At 53.5% G+C, this 18,923-nt stretch carries 18 protein-coding genes; 17 read left to right on the forward strand and 1 reads right to left on the reverse strand.

Features of this window, described 5'->3' with window-relative positions:
* The first annotated feature begins 3 nt into the window (after window positions 1–3).
* Genes QF669_00390 through QF669_00405 form a run of 4 tightly spaced genes read left to right on the forward strand, consistent with a single transcriptional unit; the run spans window position 4 to window position 6,217 of the window.
* Window positions 4–696, forward strand: a complete 693-nt coding sequence (locus QF669_00390) for a hypothetical protein (GenBank protein ID MDP6455903.1) — start codon at window positions 4–6, stop codon at window positions 694–696.
* Window positions 671–1,717, forward strand: coding sequence for a prenyltransferase (locus tag QF669_00395; GenBank protein ID MDP6455904.1), 1,047 nt, complete (start codon window positions 671–673; stop codon window positions 1,715–1,717). The genes QF669_00390 and QF669_00395 overlap by 26 nt, the downstream gene beginning before the upstream one ends.
* Window positions 1,717–4,944 carry a carbamoyl-phosphate synthase large subunit gene (carB, locus tag QF669_00400; GenBank protein MDP6455905.1) on the forward strand — a complete coding sequence of 1,076 codons (3,228 nt, stop codon included), beginning with the start codon at window positions 1,717–1,719 and terminating at the stop codon, window positions 4,942–4,944. The genes QF669_00395 and carB overlap by 1 nt, the downstream gene beginning before the upstream one ends.
* 16 nt (window positions 4,945–4,960) lie before the next feature.
* Complete coding sequence (locus QF669_00405) at window positions 4,961–6,217, forward strand: pyridoxal phosphate-dependent aminotransferase (GenBank protein ID MDP6455906.1); 1,257 nt, start codon at window positions 4,961–4,963, stop codon at window positions 6,215–6,217.
* Window positions 6,218–6,311: 94 nt separating this feature from the next.
* Here QF669_00405 and deoC read toward each other — a convergent pair whose 3' ends face one another.
* Window positions 6,312–7,094: a deoxyribose-phosphate aldolase gene (gene deoC / locus QF669_00410; protein ID MDP6455907.1), complete on the reverse strand. Its 783-nt coding sequence runs from the start codon at window positions 7,092–7,094 to the stop codon at window positions 6,312–6,314.
* 526 nt (window positions 7,095–7,620) lie between these two features.
* Here deoC and hisG point away from each other — a divergent pair.
* The 13 genes from hisG to QF669_00475 all read left to right on the forward strand — a co-directional run bounded on the left by hisG (window position 7,621) and on the right by QF669_00475 (window position 18,899).
* Window positions 7,621–8,496: an ATP phosphoribosyltransferase gene (hisG, locus tag QF669_00415; protein MDP6455908.1), complete on the forward strand. Its 876-nt coding sequence runs from the start codon at window positions 7,621–7,623 to the stop codon at window positions 8,494–8,496.
* Window positions 8,496–9,770 (forward strand): histidinol dehydrogenase, encoded by a 1,275-nt coding sequence (gene hisD / locus QF669_00420; protein MDP6455909.1) that lies wholly within the window; start codon window positions 8,496–8,498, stop codon window positions 9,768–9,770. The genes hisG and hisD overlap by 1 nt, the downstream gene beginning before the upstream one ends.
* Complete coding sequence (gene hisC, locus QF669_00425; protein ID MDP6455910.1) at window positions 9,763–10,827, forward strand: histidinol-phosphate transaminase; 1,065 nt, start codon at window positions 9,763–9,765, stop codon at window positions 10,825–10,827. Before hisD ends, hisC begins: the two co-directional genes overlap by 8 nt.
* Window positions 10,824–11,630 (forward strand): hypothetical protein, encoded by an 807-nt coding sequence (locus QF669_00430; GenBank protein ID MDP6455911.1) that lies wholly within the window; start codon window positions 10,824–10,826, stop codon window positions 11,628–11,630. The genes hisC and QF669_00430 overlap by 4 nt, the downstream gene beginning before the upstream one ends.
* Window positions 11,623–12,195 (forward strand): imidazoleglycerol-phosphate dehydratase HisB, encoded by a 573-nt coding sequence (gene hisB / locus QF669_00435; protein ID MDP6455912.1) that lies wholly within the window; start codon window positions 11,623–11,625, stop codon window positions 12,193–12,195. Before QF669_00430 ends, hisB begins: the two co-directional genes overlap by 8 nt.
* Window positions 12,192–12,788, forward strand: coding sequence for an imidazole glycerol phosphate synthase subunit HisH (hisH, locus tag QF669_00440; GenBank protein MDP6455913.1), 597 nt, complete (start codon window positions 12,192–12,194; stop codon window positions 12,786–12,788). Before hisB ends, hisH begins: the two co-directional genes overlap by 4 nt.
* Window positions 12,775–13,497: a 1-(5-phosphoribosyl)-5-[(5-phosphoribosylamino)methylideneamino]imidazole-4-carboxamide isomerase gene (gene hisA / locus QF669_00445; protein MDP6455914.1), complete on the forward strand. Its 723-nt coding sequence runs from the start codon at window positions 12,775–12,777 to the stop codon at window positions 13,495–13,497. Before hisH ends, hisA begins: the two co-directional genes overlap by 14 nt.
* On the forward strand, window positions 13,491–14,267 hold the full coding sequence (hisF, locus tag QF669_00450; GenBank protein MDP6455915.1) for an imidazole glycerol phosphate synthase subunit HisF: 777 nt from the start codon (window positions 13,491–13,493) through the stop codon (window positions 14,265–14,267). Before hisA ends, hisF begins: the two co-directional genes overlap by 7 nt.
* Window positions 14,257–14,655, forward strand: coding sequence for a phosphoribosyl-AMP cyclohydrolase (gene hisI / locus QF669_00455; protein MDP6455916.1), 399 nt, complete (start codon window positions 14,257–14,259; stop codon window positions 14,653–14,655). Before hisF ends, hisI begins: the two co-directional genes overlap by 11 nt.
* A gap of 149 nt (window positions 14,656–14,804) precedes the next feature.
* A complete protein-coding gene (locus QF669_00460; GenBank protein ID MDP6455917.1) occupies window positions 14,805–14,996 on the forward strand; it encodes a pyridoxal-phosphate dependent enzyme in 192 nt (63 codons plus the stop codon).
* A 213-nt stretch (window positions 14,997–15,209) separates the two neighbouring features.
* Window positions 15,210–16,460, forward strand: a complete 1,251-nt coding sequence (locus QF669_00465) for an argininosuccinate synthase (protein ID MDP6455918.1) — start codon at window positions 15,210–15,212, stop codon at window positions 16,458–16,460.
* A gap of 5 nt (window positions 16,461–16,465) precedes the next feature.
* On the forward strand, window positions 16,466–17,656 hold the full coding sequence (argH, locus tag QF669_00470; GenBank protein ID MDP6455919.1) for an argininosuccinate lyase: 1,191 nt from the start codon (window positions 16,466–16,468) through the stop codon (window positions 17,654–17,656).
* A gap of 106 nt (window positions 17,657–17,762) precedes the next feature.
* Window positions 17,763–18,899: a PQQ-dependent sugar dehydrogenase gene (locus tag QF669_00475; GenBank protein ID MDP6455920.1), complete on the forward strand. Its 1,137-nt coding sequence runs from the start codon at window positions 17,763–17,765 to the stop codon at window positions 18,897–18,899.
* The last annotated feature ends 24 nt before the right edge of the window (window positions 18,900–18,923 follow it).

Here is an 18,923-nt window from a genome sequence, read left to right on the forward strand (position 1 = left end):
GAAATGGTAAAAGATAGCTTGCTCGCCCGTTTCAACCGCATCGAGGATTACACAGTCAATGTGAAGATTTCTGTGGATATGACAGGGTTGCGCATGCCGCGCAAGAAGATCAAGCTTTACTACAAAGCACCAGACAAAATAAAGGTGGAAGCAGACGGTTTTGCTATTGTCCCCAAGACGGGATTGGGCGGTTCGCCGATGCAATTCCTGAGGATGATGGATTCCGTTTATGTGATCGGCAGGGAAACGGTGGGGCAGCGTGATCACTGGAAGCTGTCCGGGACTGTAATACCCGATTCACTGAAGCTTCCTGTGAGTGACTCGGATGATTTACCGGGTATCGACATGTTCACCTGGGTTGATGTGGAATGGTGGGTTATTTCAAGAGTAGAGACAATGCTGGACAATCAGAAGGTCTTCACCGTGGAGAATGAGTTCATGGAGATTGACCACTTTCATCTGCCGCAGGAGACATTAGTCAGAATAGGGTTCAAAGGTCTCAAGGATTGGTCCCTGCGTGATCCTATGGGTGGTCCCGCTGTTGACAGGAAAGATTTTGGCGAAATAGTGGAGGAGGCCGGTAATGAGCAGGAAGAGAAGGAGTTTGCCGGTACTGTCACCATGGATTTCAGCGGGTACAAAATCAATAGAGGTCTCGAGGATAAGGTTTTTGAGGAATCAGGTTCTTCCAAGTGAAGCAATCAACAAAAGTGGAGCGGTGATGGTAAATGTAGCCATGTGGGGTCAGGCGCTGCGCATTATTCCCAGGATTACCCATGAGGAGTGGGAGGAGCTGGATATTATCTCGCGCTGGTTGGTCGCCAGCCGGGCGGCCGTATTCGTTATGACGTTCATTTCGGCAGCATTGGCGGGGCTCTTTGCCCAGCTGCACGGTCAGTTTACCTGGTTGCCGTGGGTTCTTGTCACAATGGGGCTGATTATGGCGCATGCGTCTAACAACCTCATCAACGATTTTATTGACTTTGTGAAGGGGGTTGACAGGGATAATTACTCCCGGACACAGTACGGACCGCAAACAGTGGAAAGCGGTCTATTGAGCAAAGGTCAAATTTTGACCTATATTGCAGTGACTGGTATCTTGGCTGTTATCCCGGGGATTGTTCTCGCCATCAGTGGCGGCAGGGATGTCTGGCTACTCATGTTTGTCGGCGCCTTTTTTGTTCTGTTCTACACTTGGCCGCTGAAATATATCGGTATGGGTGAAATGGCTGTGATGCTGGTGTGGGGACCGCTTATGATTGGCGGCGGCTATTTAGTGATTACAGGAGTGTGGGACTGGAACGTCGTGATAGCTTCTTTACCCTACGCCATTAGCGTCACAACAGTCCTGTTCGGTAAACACATCGACAAGATCGAGGACGATCGGGAAAGAGGTATTCACACATTGCCGGTGATCATTGGCGAAAAGGCGGCACGGTATGCGGTGCTGTTGATGATGGCCTCCCAATATGCCCTGATAGTATATCTGGTGGTGGTAGGATTCCTTTCGCCGATCATGCTGGTTGTACTGCTAGGCTTGACGAGATTCTGGAATATCCAGTCTCTCTTTCGCCAGCCGAAGCCTGACTCTCCGCCAGACGAATACGAGGGGAACTGGCCGCTATGGTTCGTTTCTCTCGCTTTCTGGCACAACCGCCGTTATGGAGCACTTTTCATGTTTGGTTTGCTTACGGAAGTATTTATTCGGGCGCTATAGTGCCAAAACGAACTGACATAGAATCGATTTTAATCATCGGCGCCGGACCTATCGTCATTGGGCAGGCGTGCGAGTTTGACTATTCCGGTACGCAGGCTACTCGGGCGCTGAAAGAAGAGGGCTATCGCGTCATTCTGGTGAATTCCAATCCCGCCACCATCATGACTGATCCGAATCTGGCGCACCGAACCTACATCGAACCGATTACCACGGAATATGTTGCCGCTATCATCGAGAAGGAAAAACCGGACGCCATCCTTCCGACAGTTGGCGGTCAGACAGCGCTGAATCTGGCCATGGATTTGCATCGAGAGGGCGTCTTACAAAATCACAACGTGCAATTGATTGGTGCTCAGGTGGAGGCCATTGAGAAGGCGGAAAACAGGGAGCGCTTCAAGGAGACCATGGATGCGACCGGGATTGAGACGGCAAGGGGCGGATTCGTTTATTCGTGGCAGGAGGCGGAAACACTCATAAAGAAGATGGAGTTTCCTGTCATTATACGGCCCAGCTTTACGCTGGGCGGCACCGGCGGTTCTGTGGCTTACAACAGCGATGAGTTCCGGAAACTGGTGGAAAACGGTCTCAACGCCAGCCCTATCACGGAAGTGCTCATCGAAGAGTCCCTCTTGGGATGGAAAGAGTTTGAGTTAGAGGTGATCCGGGACAAGGCCGATAACGCCATCATCATCTGTTCTATTGAGAATGTCGATCCCATGGGTGTACACACCGGCGACTCTGTAACTGTAGCGCCGGCCATGACGCTCACGGACAAGGAATTCCAGCAGATGCGGAACTGGGCCATCCAGTGCCTACGTACCATCGGCGTGGAGACGGGTGGGTCGAACGTACAGTTTGCCGTGAATCCTGACACGGGGCGCATGATCATAATCGAGATGAATCCGCGCGTGAGCCGCTCATCGGCGCTGGCTTCAAAAGCGACAGGATTCCCCATTGCCAAGGTGGCGGCAAAACTGGCTGTCGGTTATACGCTGGACGAATTGCCCAACGATATTACGGGCAAGACGCTGGCGGCATTTGAGCCCACTATCGATTATATCGTTACGAAAGTGCCCCGGTTCGATTTTGAGAAATTCCCGTCGGCGTCTGGACACTTAGGTGTCCAGATGCAAAGTGTGGGAGAGGTGATGGCTATTGGGCGCACATTTCGCGAGTCGTTACAGAAAGCTTTCCGATCGCTGGAGGTGGGCCTTGACGGGCTGGAACCGAAACTTCCGGCAGCGGGCGATCCAGACGTAAGCCGCGCCCGCACTCTTGACATGACCACCCTGCGGTTCGCCTCCGCATTCCGACTGCTCAAAGTGCGGCAGGCATTCCTGGATGGGCAGTCGATAGAGGATGTCTTCAGCGAAACCAAGATCGATCCATGGTTCTTGCAGCAGATTCAGCAACTGGTGGAGGCGCAGGATTCCGATCGGCCGGAAGCGACCTTGCGTAGATTGAAGCATGATGGATTTTCCGACAAGCAGATTGGCCGCATGACAGGTGAGACAGAATCAGAGATTCGCCATAAGCGGAAGAAGGAGAAGGTTCTACCCATCTACAAAGTGGTGGATACGTGCGCAGCCGAATTCGAAGCAAGGACGCCATACTGTTATTCCACCTATGATGAGGAAAATGAGATCACACCTCTGGAATGCGAGTCCGAAGGAAGTTGTGGTAAAGTGATGATTCTGGGCGGCGGACCGAACAGGATCGGTCAGGGCATTGAATTCGATTACTGCTGTGTCCAGGCCGTCTTCGGGCTGAAAGAGATCGGCTACAAAACAATCATGGTCAACTGTAATCCCGAAACAGTCAGCACAGATTTCGATCTCGTGGATCGCCTTTATTTTGAGCCGGTCACCTACGAGGACGTGCTGAACATTGTAGAATTTGAAAAGCCGGACGGAGTGCTCGTGCAGTTCGGTGGACAGACACCGCTGAAGATCGCCAACGCCTTGGCTGATGCAGGCGTCCCCATCATCGGCACGTCGCCAGAGAACATCGACATGGCGGAGGACAGGGAAAAGTTTGGCGGCGTCGTGGATAGACTTGACGTGGTCTGCCCCAAATACGGAACGGGCCGGACGCTGGAAGAAGTGGTAGAGGTGGCAGAGCGGATTGGATTTCCGGTACTGGCCCGGCCAAGTTATGTCTTGGGCGGCCGCGCCATGGAGATTGTCTATTCAAAGGAGCAGCTCATTGACTATATTGCCCGGTCCGCTGACGTGACGGAAGGACATCCTATCCTGATTGATGAATTCTTAGAGGATGCCTTTGAATTTGATGTGGACGCACTCTGTGATGGAAAATCGGTTCATATTGGCGGCATCATGCAGCACATCGAAGAGGCGGGTATTCATTCTGGCGATTCAGCCTGTGTCCTGCCGCCATACAAGATTACCACAGCGGCTATGGAGGAGATCATCCGCATCACTGAGTCGCTCGCTCTGGAACTAAGAGTAGTGGGGTTGATAAACCTCCAGTTTGCCTACAAGGACGGACAGGTGTATGTGCTGGAAGTGAATCCCCGCGCCAGCCGCACGGTGCCGTTTGTGAGTAAAGCCACCAACGTTCCTCTGGCACGGATCGCAGCACAACTGGCCACGGGCAAGAGGTTGAATGAGTACGATCTGAAACCGTGGGATGACAATCATCATATAGCTGTTAAGGAAGCGGTGCTGCCGTTCAATAAATTTCCTGATGAGTCCATCTTTCTCAGTCCGGAGATGAAATCGACCGGAGAAGTTATGGGGATTTCCGGCACGTTCGGGCAGTCATTCAGGCGGGCGACCATCAGCGCCGGTAACGCTATTCCGCAAGAGGGGACGGTGTTCATCTCTGTGAACGACCGGGATAAGATGAACGTTATCCCCATTGCCAGAGATTTACACGAGATGGAGTTTACAGTCGTTGCCACATCAGGGACTGCGAAGGAACTGAACCGCAACGGCATCCCCGCCGAATCCATCTATAAGGTAGGCGAAGGAAGACCGAATGTGGTTGACGGGGTCAAGAATAGTGATATTCAGATGGTGATCAATACGCCCCTTGGACAGCAGTCGCGCTATGATGAGGAATCCATCGGCCGGGCGTGTATTCAGAAGGGCATCATGGTCATCACGACACTTTCTGGAGCGGCGGCGGCTGTGCGGGGAATCAGGACGTTACAGAGGGGGAAACTGACGGTGCGAAGCCTGCAAGAGTACTTCCCCTCCGACTGAGGAAGGAGCGAGCAATATGAAAAATCATGCCATTCCCGGATTCAGACCGGTCCCCAAGACAGGCGTTATCTATGTAATGGAAAAGGCCAAGGAAGTGGGCTACAGTTCGGACGATGCGGAGTGGGCGAATTTAGGTCAGGGAGCGCCGGAGACATCGGCATTCCCCGATGCTCCTGAAAGAGAGGGTTACGTGAAAACCGATTCCGGTAATCAGGAATATTCACCCGTTCCCGGTCTGAGAGCGCTCAGACAGAAGGTGGCGGATTTCTACAATCACTTCTACCGCCGGGGGAAATCGTCGAAGTACACATATCAAAATGTCAGCATCTCCGGTGGAGGACGGGCAGCTCTTACACGGCTGGCGGCATCGTTGGGGAATATCAACATGGGGCACTTCATTCCGGACTACACTGCCTATGAAGAACTTCTGAGCATCTTTAAGGCGTTTACCCCGCTGCCGATCCTCCTGAGTCCGGAATCGGCCTACAGGATATCAGATGAGAGCCTGACGGAGGAGATTACGGGCCGGGGCCTCAGTGCGATCCTGATCAGCAATCCGTGCAATCCTACGGGTCAGCTCATTGAAGGTGAAAACCTCCGTGAATGGGTCCGGCTGGCGAGGGACTACCGGTGCACCTTTATCATGGACGAGTTTTATTCCCATTACATTTATACCCATGCGGTCCAGGATGGCATGAAGATAGTTTCAGCAGCGGAATATGTAGAGGACGTGAATACTGATCCCGTGATCATCGTAGACGGACTGACCAAGAATTGGCGGTTCCCGGGATGGCGCATCAGTTGGACGGTGGCCCCTGAGGAAGTGATTGAGCGGGTGGCGAGTGCAGGATCATTTCTTGACGGTGGCGCTAACAATCCATTTCAGGAGGAAGCTGTGCGCCTGTTGGAGCCTGACTACACCGAGAGGGAGACGAAAGCCCTCCAGCGGGTCTTCCTGGAGAAAAGAGATTATCTTCTCAGCCGCCTAAGTAAACTTGATATTGACGTGGAGATGGAACCCGCTGGGGCGTTCTACGTGTGGGCGAATCTTTCTAAGTTGCCGCCTCCCCTCGATGACGGGATGAACTTCTTCAAGGAAGGATTGAAAGAGAAGGTAATCACGGTGCCGGGAATCTTCTTCGATGTGAATCCAGGCAAGAGACGATCTTATGCCCGCTATCAGGCGTATACGCGGATCAGCTTTGGCCCGGAGATGGAAGAGCTTGCAACAGGGCTCGATTCCGTTGAGAGAATGATCGACGAATACACTTGATCACCCAAATGAGACCTGCGGCGACACAGGTCGCGGCGCTCGCGAGGAGCAGGGAGGGAGTTAGGTATTTTATGAATTGTAAGAACTTTTACGATCAATAGCCGCCGGTTCCGAGTTCTCCGTCGTTTTTTGGGGACTCCCCGGCCGTTTCGCGTTGGCGATAATCATCGAGTATCTCCGCCGTGGCGGTCGCTCCGCAGCGGGTGCCGCCTAAGTCGCGCACCTTGATGAGGCCGTCGAGGTCGCGCACACCGCCGGCCGCCTTGACCTGGACTTTTTCGGAGCAACTGGAGCGCATCAGGGCGAGGTCGTGCTCAGTGGCTCCCTTGTAGGAGTAGTTGCCGTCCGCTTGCTTGACGAAACCGTATCCGGTGGAGGTCTTCACCCAATCCGCCCCGGCTCGTTCGCAGATTTGGCAAAGCTTCTTCTTGAAGTCGTCGCTGTCCAGTCCGGCGCCGCCCTCGGTTAGGAAATCGTTCTCAAAAATCGCCTTCACTTTAGCCCCGTGTTGGTGGGCCTCGTCGCAGACGGTTTTGACGTCTTGCTCCACGTATTCCCAGTTTCCGCTGAGGGCCTTGCCGAGGTTGACCACCATGTCGATCTCGTCGGCTCCGTCCCGGCAGGCCAGCTCGGTCTCGTATCGCTTGGACTCGGTGCAGGAGTTGCCGTGGGGAAACCCGATGACGCATCCCACGTAGACACCGCTACCCTCGAGCAGTTCCTTGGCCCGCTTGACGGCGTAGGGCTTTATGCAGACGGAGGCGACTTCGTACTTGGCGGCGAGGCGGCAACCGTCTTCCAGATCCTGATCCGTCATCGTCGGGTGCAGGAGGGAGTGGTCGATCATCTTGGCGAGTTCTTGGTAGCTATATTTCATCTTGGGGCTACTCATTCTCCTCCTGAAAACCGGCTTGCACACCTGTTTCTCTGGAGACTTCATTAATCGCCTCCAATTCCCGGTCAATGCGTTTCTTCAGAATGCTTAAGCCAGTTCTTGTCTATATTCCCTTCGTCTCATTCGAAGCCTTCACAATTGCTGATTTGGATGGGCATCTTGAGAGGTATATTACACAAATATACACTTATTCTGAAAGAGATTGGGATATCCTCTTGTGATGAATCAAAAGATCTTTCATTCATTCAAAGAAATCAATGTGGGGCGGTATTCCTTCCGCGACATTTTTCTCCTTCAAGGTTGACCCACAAATTCCTTGTATTCCAATCTGGCCAGTCGTTAACTTCGCTACTGATATGGCACAGCGACGACGAATGCATCATCACCATCATTGTATCCTTCTTTCCTATGAGAGGACAGGCGGCGCTGCGTAGTTCGTAGAGAGATATCATAAGACTTAAAAGCCCCTGGACTCCCAGGGGCTTTTTTTATTGATGAAAGGAGAACAATGAATCAGGTATTGAATTTGGGTTTGCCGAAGGGGAGTCTTCAGGAGAGTACATTTAGTCTGCTGAAGCGGGCGGGCTGGAACTTCGTCGTTTCTGCCCGGGCGTACAAACCGTATTGCGACGATCCAGAGATGGAAGCCCTTCTCATCCGGGCGCAGGAGATGTCGGCTTACGTGGAACAGGGCATTTTTGATGTGGGTATTACCGGTCTGGACTGGGTTGTTGAAAACGGGTCTGATGTGGTAGAGGTGTGCGAGCTTGTTTACGCCAAATCCTACATGAGGACTGTGCGGTGGGTGCTTGCGGTTCCGGAAGATTCCGCAGTGAAGACAGTACACGATCTTCACGGCAAGCACATCAGCACCGAAGTGGTCAACATTACGAAAGACTATCTTGCGCACTACGACGTCACCGCCGAGGTGGAATTTTCCTGGGGCGCCACAGAGGTGAAGCCGGGGCTCTTGACGGATGCGATTGTTGAAGTGACGGAGACCGGTACCTCACTGAGGGCGAACAAGCTCCGTGTCGTAGATACCGTCATGGAGTCGTCCACCCGCCTCATCGCCAACAAGGAAGCATATGAAGATCAGTGGAAGAAAGGCAAGATTGATAATATTGCCCGCCTGCTCCAGAGTTCTATCGTCGCGGCCTCCCGGGTGGGATTGAAGATGAATGTGACGAACGAAAACTTGCAGGCAATCATAGATGTGCTCCCCGCCATGAAGACTCCCACGGTAAGTCCACTCTATAACGGTTCCGGTGCCGCGGTGGAGGTCATTGTTGAGGAAGAGACAGTGCGGGACATTATACCATGTCTTGTTGAGATGGGCGCCACAGACATCATAGAGTATCCTCTCAATAAGGTAATTCCGTGATGCTGCCTATCGTTCGGACAGAGGAAGACCTGGAGCAGCGGCTTCAAACTCGCCGGCGGATGTTTGCGGGTCAGTGTGTTGCAGTTGATGATATCCTGTCCCGCGTCCGTGAGAATGGGGACGAAGCGGTGAGAAATCTGACACAACAGTACGATGGTATCTCTGTTGACACACTGCGGGTATCCAGGGAGCGGAGCACTTCCGCCGCAGACTCCCTCAGTCCAGAGTTGCACTCAGCGATCTCGGCGGCGAGTGATAATATTAGGCGATTTCACGAGAAACAGTTGCCGGAGAGTTATTCCATTGCCCAGCCCGATGGTACTCGAGTATCATTCCGATGGCGTCCGGTAGAGCGTGCGGGTGTCTATACACCGAGCGGGCGGTTTCCCCTTTTCTCCTCTGTCCTCATGAACGTTATTCCAGCGCAAGTGGCGGGTGTTCGAGAGATTGCCCTCTGTTCGCCACCCGGCGCGTCCGGCTATCCCAGTGATTTCATCTTAGCTGTCTGTGGTCTGCTCGGGGTGCCGGAGGTCTACAGGGTGGGCGGAGCGCAGGCCGTCGCCGCTCTGGCTTACGGCACGGAGAGCATTCCGGCGGTGGACAAGATCACAGGACCGGGGAATGTTTACGTGGCGGCGGCTAAACAGGCGGTAAGCGCCTCAGTGGGCATCGACGTTCTTGCGGGGCCTACTGAATTGGTGGTCATGGCGGATGAATCTGCCGATCCTGTCAGGGTGGCTACTGACCTCGTCTCACAGGCGGAACACGACCCGCAGGTATGGTCCGTTCTGTTGACTATCAGTGAAGAGACAGCTTCGGAAGTTAATTGCCGTCTGGAGGACGCTCTGGGCGAGTTGCCGACGCGCGCAGCCACCGAAGCAGCGTTGGTGAACAACGGATTCGTCTATGTGGCAGATTCGATTGACAGCTGCATCGCAATGGTGAACAGGATCGCTCCCGAGCACCTGTCGTTACAGGTGGAAAATCCGGGGCGGTGGGTGGACGCTGTCACCGCGGGGGCTGTCTTTGTCGGCTCAGATACGCCTGTGGCGTGGGGGGACTACTGGGCAGGAGCCAACCACACACTACCGACGACTGGTCAGGCGCGATTCAGAGGTCCCCTGTCTGTTTACGATTTTCTGGTTCCCTTCTCGGTCATCGAATCCCCGCAGTCGGCCGTGAAAGCAAGCGGCAGGTCGGTTGTAGCTCTGGCGGATGCGGAAGGACTTTCGGCACATGCCCGCTCGATTGAATTGAGGATGGAAGATGGCTGATCCCGGGGTGACACAGTGGATCAGGGAAGAAGTACGCCGCCAGCCAGCCTACCGGGTAAAGAGCGCCGACTACAGTGTGAAGCTGAATCAGAACGAGAGTCCCTGGGACTGGACTGAAGATCTGAAGAAAGAGATTTCATCCAGAATCATCAGCTCTCCGTGGAACCGATATCCGGAGCTGATCCCTTTGCAACTCAGGACAAAGCTGGCCCAATCTCTCAATATTGAGCTGACGCAAATTGTGATCGGCAAGGGGTCGAATGAAGTTCTTCAGGCATTGGCCACAGCGACTCTCACTAAGGGAGATACTGTCTGTACACTTTCACCTACTTTTGCTGTCTATGACATGGTGGCTGAGCAGCGGGGAGCGGTGGTTCTGGCATCACTGCTCAGTGACAGATTCGAGCCGAACGAAGTAGATCTGAAGAAAAAGGCCGTACAAGCCAAAGTGATCATCCTGTGCAATCCCAATTCACCCACCGGTACGCTGATACCGGTCGAGGTTGTCGAGGAGGTGGCCGAGGCAAGTCCAGGGCTGGTGGTGGTGGACGAGGCGTATATTGATTTCTCCGGTGTGACGGCTCTGCCTCTCGTGAGTGATCATGCCAATCTCGTGGTGACGAGAACTTTCTCCAAAGCATTTGCGCTGGCGGGGTTCCGTCTCGGCTACGCCGTCATGAGTGTGGACTTGGCGACGGAAGTTCAGAAATGCCTCCTCCCGTTCAACATAGATATGCCGTCCGCTGTTGCCGGGGAAGTTCTACTAGATCACGCTGACTTTGTGGCTGAGCGTGCCCGAACGGTCGTGCGGGAACGGGATTGGTTGATTGACAGCTTGAATGACCTGCCGCGAGTCAAAGCCTGGCCGTCTCACGCTAACTTCTTCCTGCTGGAAACGTCTGCTCGTTCCGCCGCCACGTTCGACGGACTCACTCGACGAGGCATCCTCGTGAGGGATGTTTCCTCCTATCCACTGTGCGGGAACGTGGTGAGAGTAACGGTGGGAACGCCTGAGGAGAATCAGAAACTTCTGGAAGGAGTTCGAGCTCTGCTGTGAGATACGACGGTTACATATTCGACATTGACGGTGTTCTTCTCGATACCAGCCGCTCTTTCATTGCGGCGGTGGTGGAAGCGGTGTCGTACGCCACCTCGTCCGCCGCCTTCACGTTTGATGAGGTGCGACAGTTGAAGTCCATCCGCGGCTTCAACAACGACTGGAACGCGGCCATCGCCGGCGCATCCTGGGTCGCGTACAGACAGGAGGTAGACTTCCCATCTTTTGCGCAAGAGGTCGACAGGCACGGCGGCGGAATGTCTGGTTTGAGAGCTTCAGTGAATGAACTCACCCCGCAGTTTGAGTATCATCTCACAAGGCTGGTACAGGAAGCTTACGGTGGCACCTCAGCGTGCCGGAAGCTTTACGGCTTCGATCCGGAGTTCATAAGAATCCCTGGGCTGTGGCAGACTGAGGTCCCCATGGTGATCACTGAGACGATCCGACCTGTCCTCCCCCAATCTGGTATTGTGACAGGACGAAATCGCCGTGAGGCGGAGCAGGCGTTCGAACTCCTGGGCTGGCGTTTGCCGGACGGCGTTGTGGCTGTATCGGATGATCCTCTCCTTGACAAACCCAATCCGGCAAAGCTGAAGTGTGTCATTAAGAATCTGCAGCGTGAATATCCGCTGTATGTAGGTGATGTGAGGGACGATCTTGAGCTCGTGAAGAACTATCGTCAGGAGACCGGTCGCCCCCTCAGCTTTTGTCTGGTGGGACGTAATCATTTAATAGGGGAGTACGACATGAAAGTAGCATCGGTTGGAGAGCTGCTGAAAAGAATGGAACGGAGCGATGCCTGAGATCACTCGGACGACGGCGGAGACGAATACTCATGTTTCCCTGGATATTCACGGAAAGGGAGAGAGTGAAATTCAGACAGGAATAGGTTTCTTTGACCACATGCTGACCCTGTTAGCTTTCTGGGCGCGCTGGGACCTGAAGCTGACTTGCGAGGGAGATCTTCACGTGGACACGCACCATACGGTGGAAGACACGGGACTGGCTCTTGGGGAAGTGTTCAAAAAAACATGGATTGACAACACGGCCATTGAGCGGATCGTCTATGCGTTCTGTCCGTTGGATGAGGCGTTGAGCAGGGTGGTGGTGGACCTCTGCAACCGCGCCTACTGTACATTTGATGCTGATTTCAATGTAGAGAGGGTAGGCGATTACGAAACAGCCATGACCGGTCACTTTTTCAGATCCTTCGCCCAGGAAGCGAGTATCACTATGCATATTCATTCCCTCTTCGGCGAAAATGCTCACCATATCATTGAGACCATGTTCAAGGGACTGGGGCTGGCTCTTAGGCGGGCGCTGACGCCCCGGGAGGGAGGCACAGCTTCCACAAAGGGGAAATTGTGATCGGCATTGTGGACTATAGCGTGGGCAACATCGGCAGTCTGCGTAATGCTCTGACATATATGAACATCCCGTGCGTAGTGAAGGGAGATGTTGATGAACTGTCTTATTGCAAGGGACTTATCCTCCCTGGCGTGGGAGCGTTTCAGCCGGCCATGGAAAGGCTTGACGCTCTTGACCTCGCAACCTTCCTCCAAGAGTGGGCGAACAGCCACCGGCCGCTCATGGGAATCTGCCTCGGGATGCAGTTACTGCTCGACCAGAGCGAGGAAGATGGTCTGCACAAAGGTCTGGGGCTGATTCGTGGTAATGTCACCAAACTTCAGAATGCGCCAAGGGCGATCCATATCGGATGGAATCAGGTTGTCCCAGCAAAGACATCTGGCCCATCGTTTGAAAAAGGATATGCCTATTTTGTCCATTCTTATGTCTGTCAGCCGACTGACCAAGACGCCGTAATCGGAAAAACTTCGTATGGTGATAGTTTTGTCTCCATGCTGCAGTTAGGGAATATCATGGGTGTTCAGTTTCATCCGGAGAAGTCACAAGAATTTGGCCTCGCCATTCTGAGGGAGTTCAGTGATGGATGCGTTTAGAGTAATCCCGGCCATCGACCTCATTGACGGAAAGTGCGTCCGTCTGACGCAAGGAGACTATGAAACAAGGCGTGTTTACAGCGATGATCCAGTCGCATTGTCAAGGAAGTTTCTTGAGGTTGGACTTGATCTGGTTCATTTAGTGGATCTGGACGGGGCGAGGAGTGGGCATCCTATGAACCTGCCGGTGGTGGAGGCTGTCGCAGCCACAGGGATTACTGTAGAGCTCGGAGGCGGGCTGCGTACCATCCACCATCTCCGGCAGGCTACGGAAAGTGGGGTGGAGTATCTGATCCTCGGTTCGCGCCTGCTGTCAGACATCACTGTCCTCCGGGAGTGGACTGAACACTTTCCCCACCGGTTTGTGGCAGCCATTGATGCCCGGGACGGAAAGCTATCCACTCACGGATGGGAGTTCACTACAACAGTTGATGTGACGGAGGTCGTAGAGAAGGTCGAATCTCTGGGATTCTCCCGCATCATCTACACTGACATACAGCGTGACGGGATGTTGTCCGGCCTAAACCTGCTACAGCTAAGATCCGTGGCTCGGAGCACAACCCTTCCTGTTGTAGCCTCAGGTGGAGTAGCTGGTGTGGAGGACATAACTTCCGTGAAGAAACTCCACGCCGCGGGCGTCACCGGTGTGATTGTGGGCAAAGCGTTTTACGAGGGGAAGATCACACTGGAGGAGATGAGCCAGTGCTGACGCGGCGGATCATACCTTGCCTCGATGTGAAAGACGGTCAGGTGGTGAAGGGGGTAAAGTTTGTGAACCTGGTCAACGAAGGGAATCCGGTGGAGTTGGCGGCGCGCTATTCTGACTCCGGTGCCGATGAACTTGTGTTTCTTGATATTACGGCGACTTTGGAATCCCGCCGGCATGTGGTGGATCTGTTGAGGGAAGTGGCGAAGCGGGTGTTCATCCCGTTCACCGTGGGGGGAGGAATCAGAACCACCGACGACATAGGTGAGATTCTTCACGCCGGTGCCGACAAAGTTTCTATCAATTCAGCCGCCCTTAAGAACCCGGGCCTACTGACGGAAGGGGCGAGGCGGTTCGGTTCCCAGTGCATCGTTCTGGCTATGGACGTGAAGCGGAATGCCAGCGGCTGGCGGGTTCATTCTCATGGGGGGACGAAACCGACGAAAAGGGAGGCCATCCAGTGGGCGATGGAAGCGGTGGAGAAAAGTGCCGGAGAAATCTTGCTGACCAGCATGGATGCTGACGGAACACAGAACGGAGTGGACGTAGAACTGACACGCCGGATCAGCCGCTCTGTGAATATCCCCGTTATTGCATCAGGGGGGATTGGGACTGTTGACCATTTCAGGGAGGCTATCGAGACGGGAGAGGCGGACGCTGTTCTGGCGGCATCCGTTTTCCATCGCGGTATCTTCACCGTGCGGGAGGTGAAGGAATCTCTGGCAGCGCATAAGATCCCCATGAGATTGACAGGAGAAGAAAATGAACTTTAATGAAGCGAAAACCCTTGTTCAAGAGATGAATCTGAGATTAGATCACAACGGTCTGGTGCCAGCCATCATACAAGATAGTGCCAGTGGCGACGTGCTCATGCTTGGGTACATGAGCACGGAAAGTCTCGCCATCTCTCTCGCCGAAGGGAGGACATGCTTCTGGTCCCGAGGCCGCCAGATTCTCTGGCGAAAGGGAGAAACAAGCGGACATAAACAGGTCGTCTCTTCCATTGCTCTCGATTGTGACCGGGATACCGTGCTGGTGAGTGTGGAACAGACTGGCGCCGCGTGTCACAATGGTAGCCGTTCGTGTTTTGAAGAGACAATTGAACTTGCGACAGATGAAACTGAGAGCAACGATCAACCTAATAAGGAGGTACAGAAGTGAAAAGCATTGCTGACCACCGACGTAGAGTTTACGACTGCATAACCAATCTCATCGGGAGTTCTGATAATCCCACGCCAATCGTGATGTTGAACCGCAGGATGAATCCGTATCCCGAGTTTCAGATCGGTGTGAAGTTATAACGATTCAATATTTTCGGTTCCATAAAGGATCGTGTTGCCTTGAGCATGATTCGTGAAACAGAGGTGGGAACCGGGCAGACTCTCCTGGAAGCCTCTTCCAGGAATACCGGCCTGGCTCTGGCGGCCATTGCCAACGCTATCGGTCTGCCGGCGGAAGTGGCCGTCCCGGAAAGAATACCAGAGGAAAAAAGGTGCTATTGAGATTGCTGGGAATAGATACATTGGGGGAGGCGGAAGACGAGCTATACCCTCTGTTCCCCAATGAGGGGGCACGGCAGTCACTATCTCAGCGGACGATGTTTTCAAGTATACGAGCTTTTATCAGCCGTACTTGGCGGATGCAAACGAACCTTAAAATGGGGAACAAGGCGATCCTGACCGGACTGGAATGGAATGCTTGACGAAGGAGAAGATATGAGCAAGAAGAAAGTAGTATTAGCATACAGCGGAGGGCTCGATACGTCGGTCATTCTCAAATGGCTGCAGAACAAAGGGTATGCAGTCATTTGTTTTGTCGGCAATGTGGGTCAGCGGGAGGATTTTGCAGCCGTAGAGGAGAAGGCCCTGAAAACAGGCGCCTCAAAAGTCTTCGTGGAGGATCTGCGGCGTGAGTTTATCACCGACTTCATTTTTCCTGCGCTTCAGGGTAATGCGCTGTATGAAGGGAGGTATCTGTTAGGCACGTCTCTGGCCCGGCCGGTCTTGGCGAAAAGGCAGATCGAGATTGCCCGGAGCGAGGGGGCGAACTTCGTGGCTCACGGAGCCACCGGCAAGGGGAATGATCAGGTGAGGTTTGAACTGACCTACTACGCACTGAATCCGGATATTCAGGTAATCTCGCCCTGGAAGGACAGCGAGTTTCTCGCTGAGTTCAAGGGACGGACCGATCTATTGGCCTCTGCTGAAGCGTGGGAGATTCCTGTGAGCGCCACAAAGAAGCACCCGTACAGTGAGGATGAGAATCTGATGCACATCAGCCACGAGGCGGGCATCCTGGAAGACCCAGCTCTGCGGCCTGCCGAATCGGTTTTCAGCCATACTGCCGGCATAGATCAGACGCCGGGCAAGGAAACGATTATCGATATTTACTTTGAGAACGGATTACCGACAAAGGTCGTGAACCTGGATGATGGAACCGAGCAGAGTGATCCTCTGGATCTTTTTCTCTACCTTAACGGTCTTGCGGGAGAACACGGCATAGGGCGGCTCGACATGGTTGAGAACCGGTTCATCGGTATTAAGTCGAGAGGAATTTACGAGACGCCCGGCGCTACCGTATTGTGGGCTGCCCACCGCGACCTCGAAGGGATGGCCATGGACAAGGAGGTAATGCACCTCCGCGACATGCTGATCCCGAAATTCTCGGAACTCATCTACAACGGCCTCTGGTACTCGCCCGAAATGGACTTCATAATGAGCGCATTCAAAAAGAGTCAGGAGGCCATCGATGGCAAGGTGACTGTGGCTCTCTACAAGGGGAATGTGACGGTGGTCGGAAGAGAATCCCATACGTCCCTTTACGATCAGGACTTCTCCAGCATGGAGGTTGAGGGCGGTTTTGACGCTGAAGACAGCCGCGGCTTCATCAATATTCACTCTATCAGACTCAAGGCCCACAATCTTGTGTTGCACAAGCGGCGGCCTTACAACTGGAGAAAGGAGTAGCGTTTATGGGGAAGCTATGGCAAAAAGGATACGACCTGAATAAAGAAATTGAGTCGTTTACCGTGGGCGATGATCCTGAACTCGATCAGCGGTTGGTCCCCTACGATTGCGTCGCTTCCATGGCACATGCAAAGATGCTGGGCAAGATCGGGATTCTTGACGGTAACGAAGTTAGACAGCTCGTTGCGGAACTGGAGAACATCATCGAACTCCACAAGGGCGGGCAGTTCCCCATAACTCTTGATCAGGAGGACTGCCACACGGCTATCGAGAATCATCTCACAGAAAAGCTGGGCGATCTGGGGAAGAAAATCCACACAGCCCGCTCACGGAATGATCAGGTGTTGACGGCATTGCGTCTGTTCTACAAAGATCAGATCAATGAATGTGAGGAGTTGATTGACGGTCTCATCGAGTCAATGGAAAGCTTCATCAAAAGAAGTGGAGAGACGCCGTTGCCGGGCTATACGCACATGCGGAAAGCCATGCCTTCATCTGTCGCTATGTGGGGCGGTGCGTTGGTCGATTCCATGAAGGACAATCGGAAACTGCTCCACGTGGTCCTTGTATTGATTGATCAGTCACCGCTGGGTACTGCCGCCGGCTATGGAGTACCGCTGAAGATCGATAGGGAATTCACAGCGAAAGAGCTGGGGTTTGATACAGTGCAGCAGAACCCAATCTATGTCCAGAACAGCAGGGGGAAATTTGAGATATCGCTGCTGCACGCACTGAGCCAGATTATTCTCGACCTCAACAGAATCGCATCGGATTTGATTTTGTTCAGCATGCCCGAGTTTGGCTTCTTTGAACTGCCTGATGAGTTTTGTACCGGCAGCTCAATCATGCCGCAGAAAAAGAATCCCGATGTGCTGGAAATTCTGAGGGCTAAGTACCATGTGGTGAGGTCGTGCCAGCACGAAGTGGAGTCTATTGTGGGGAATCTGATATCAGGATTCAGTCGAGACCTCCAACTCACCAAGGAGCCCACTCTCAGGGGTATCGACACGACCCTGGAGTGTCTCTCCGTGGCGGCACTGATTTTCAGTGAACTGAGCTTGAACAAGGAGCGGTGTGAGAAGGCGATGACGGACGAACTGTTTGCCACGGAGGAGGTTTATCAGCTGGTGGAACAGGGAATCCCATTCCGGGAAGCATACGGGCGGGTGGCGCTGAAGCATAAAGATTCGTCATAATCTGAGGCAGGAGAATCTGCTCTGCCTGGCTACCTACCAGCAAAGAGATGTTGAATGTCACCTCTAAAATGTATAGCTTCCTCTCTCACTTGAGGAGTATCAAACGATGGTCTCGCCTCCTGTCCGTACGTTAGCCATTTCCCCGCTGGTTCTTGCCGCTATTCTGAAGGTTTGTACGCCTATTCAGGTGGACGGTAACGGTGACCTTCCTTTGGATGAAATTGTTCTTCCCCCGGGGTTCGAGATTCAACTGTATGCCAGCGACGTCCCCAATGCCCGGTCGATGACGCTGAGCTCCAGTGGAGTCCTGTTCGTAGGTACTCGTCGTGAAGGGAATGTCTACGCCATCCGGGACGAAGATGGGGACTTTCATGCCGATGAAGTTATTGTCATCGATGAAGGTCTCAACATGCCCAACGGCGTTGCTTTCAGAGATGATGACCTTTACGTGATGGAGGTAAATCGGCTGTTGCGATATAACGACATAGAAGATCACCTTGATGCCCCGCCCGATCCTGTGGTGGTTTATGATCGCTATCCAACAGACAGTCACCACGGCTGGAAATTCATCCGCTTCGGCCCAGACGGGATGCTCTACATTCCGGTGGGTGCTCCCTGCAACATCTGCGACGAGGAAGACGACCGCTATGCCTCTATTACAAGGATCAACCACGATGGTAACGGTTTCGAGATCTTCTCACATGGAGTGCGAAACACGGTAGGCTTTGACTGGCATCCCGTGACAGAGGAATTGTGGTTCACCGATAACGGCCGCGACTGGCTGGGCGATGACATGCCTCCAGATGAACTGAACCGCGCCCCGGAAAAGGGAGTGCACTTTGGATTTCCGTACTGCCATGGAGAAGATATTCTCGATCCCGAATTCGGAGAAGGGCAAGATTGTGCTGATTATGTGTCGCCGGCTCAGGAACTGGATCCACATGTGGCTGCTCTGGGGATGCGCTTCTACACCGGGGATATGTTCTCCGAGAATTACCGCGATCAGATCCTCATCGCTGAGCACGGCTCTTGGAACCGGAGCATCCCCATCGGCTATCGGCTGATGCTGGTAGAATTGAATGGGGATGACGTCGTCGGCTACAAGGTTTTCGCCGAGGGGTGGCTTCAGGGGATGACGGCTTGGGGGCGGCCGGTAGATGTTCTCGTGATGCCGGATGGGAGTCTACTGGTGTCAGATGACTTTGCTGGCGTTATCTACCGGATCACCTATACGGGTCGGTAGCGAGCAAGAGGAAAAGAGTGACGA

The sequence above is a fragment of the Candidatus Neomarinimicrobiota bacterium genome (assembly GCA_030743815.1).
GTDB lineage: Bacteria > Fidelibacterota > Marinisomatia > Marinisomatales > S15-B10 > UBA2146.

Coding starts and splice junctions, on each gene's coding strand:
- QF669_00390 (MDP6455903.1), top strand. CDS start 4: ATGGTAAAAGATAGCTTGCTCGCCCGTTTCAACCGCATCGAGGATTAC.
- QF669_00405 (MDP6455906.1), top strand. CDS start 4,961: ATGAAAAATCATGCCATTCCCGGATTCAGACCGGTCCCCAAGACAGGC.
- deoC (MDP6455907.1), bottom strand. CDS start 7,094: ATGAAATATAGCTACCAAGAACTCGCCAAGATGATCGACCACTCCCTC.
- hisG (MDP6455908.1), top strand. CDS start 7,621: ATGAATCAGGTATTGAATTTGGGTTTGCCGAAGGGGAGTCTTCAGGAG.
- hisD (MDP6455909.1), top strand. CDS start 8,496: ATGCTGCCTATCGTTCGGACAGAGGAAGACCTGGAGCAGCGGCTTCAA.
- hisC (MDP6455910.1), top strand. CDS start 9,763: ATGGCTGATCCCGGGGTGACACAGTGGATCAGGGAAGAAGTACGCCGC.
- hisB (MDP6455912.1), top strand. CDS start 11,623: ATGCCTGAGATCACTCGGACGACGGCGGAGACGAATACTCATGTTTCC.
- hisA (MDP6455914.1), top strand. CDS start 12,775: ATGGATGCGTTTAGAGTAATCCCGGCCATCGACCTCATTGACGGAAAG.
- hisI (MDP6455916.1), top strand. CDS start 14,257: ATGAACTTTAATGAAGCGAAAACCCTTGTTCAAGAGATGAATCTGAGA.
- QF669_00465 (MDP6455918.1), top strand. CDS start 15,210: ATGAGCAAGAAGAAAGTAGTATTAGCATACAGCGGAGGGCTCGATACG.
- argH (MDP6455919.1), top strand. CDS start 16,466: ATGGGGAAGCTATGGCAAAAAGGATACGACCTGAATAAAGAAATTGAG.
- QF669_00475 (MDP6455920.1), top strand. CDS start 17,763: ATGGTCTCGCCTCCTGTCCGTACGTTAGCCATTTCCCCGCTGGTTCTT.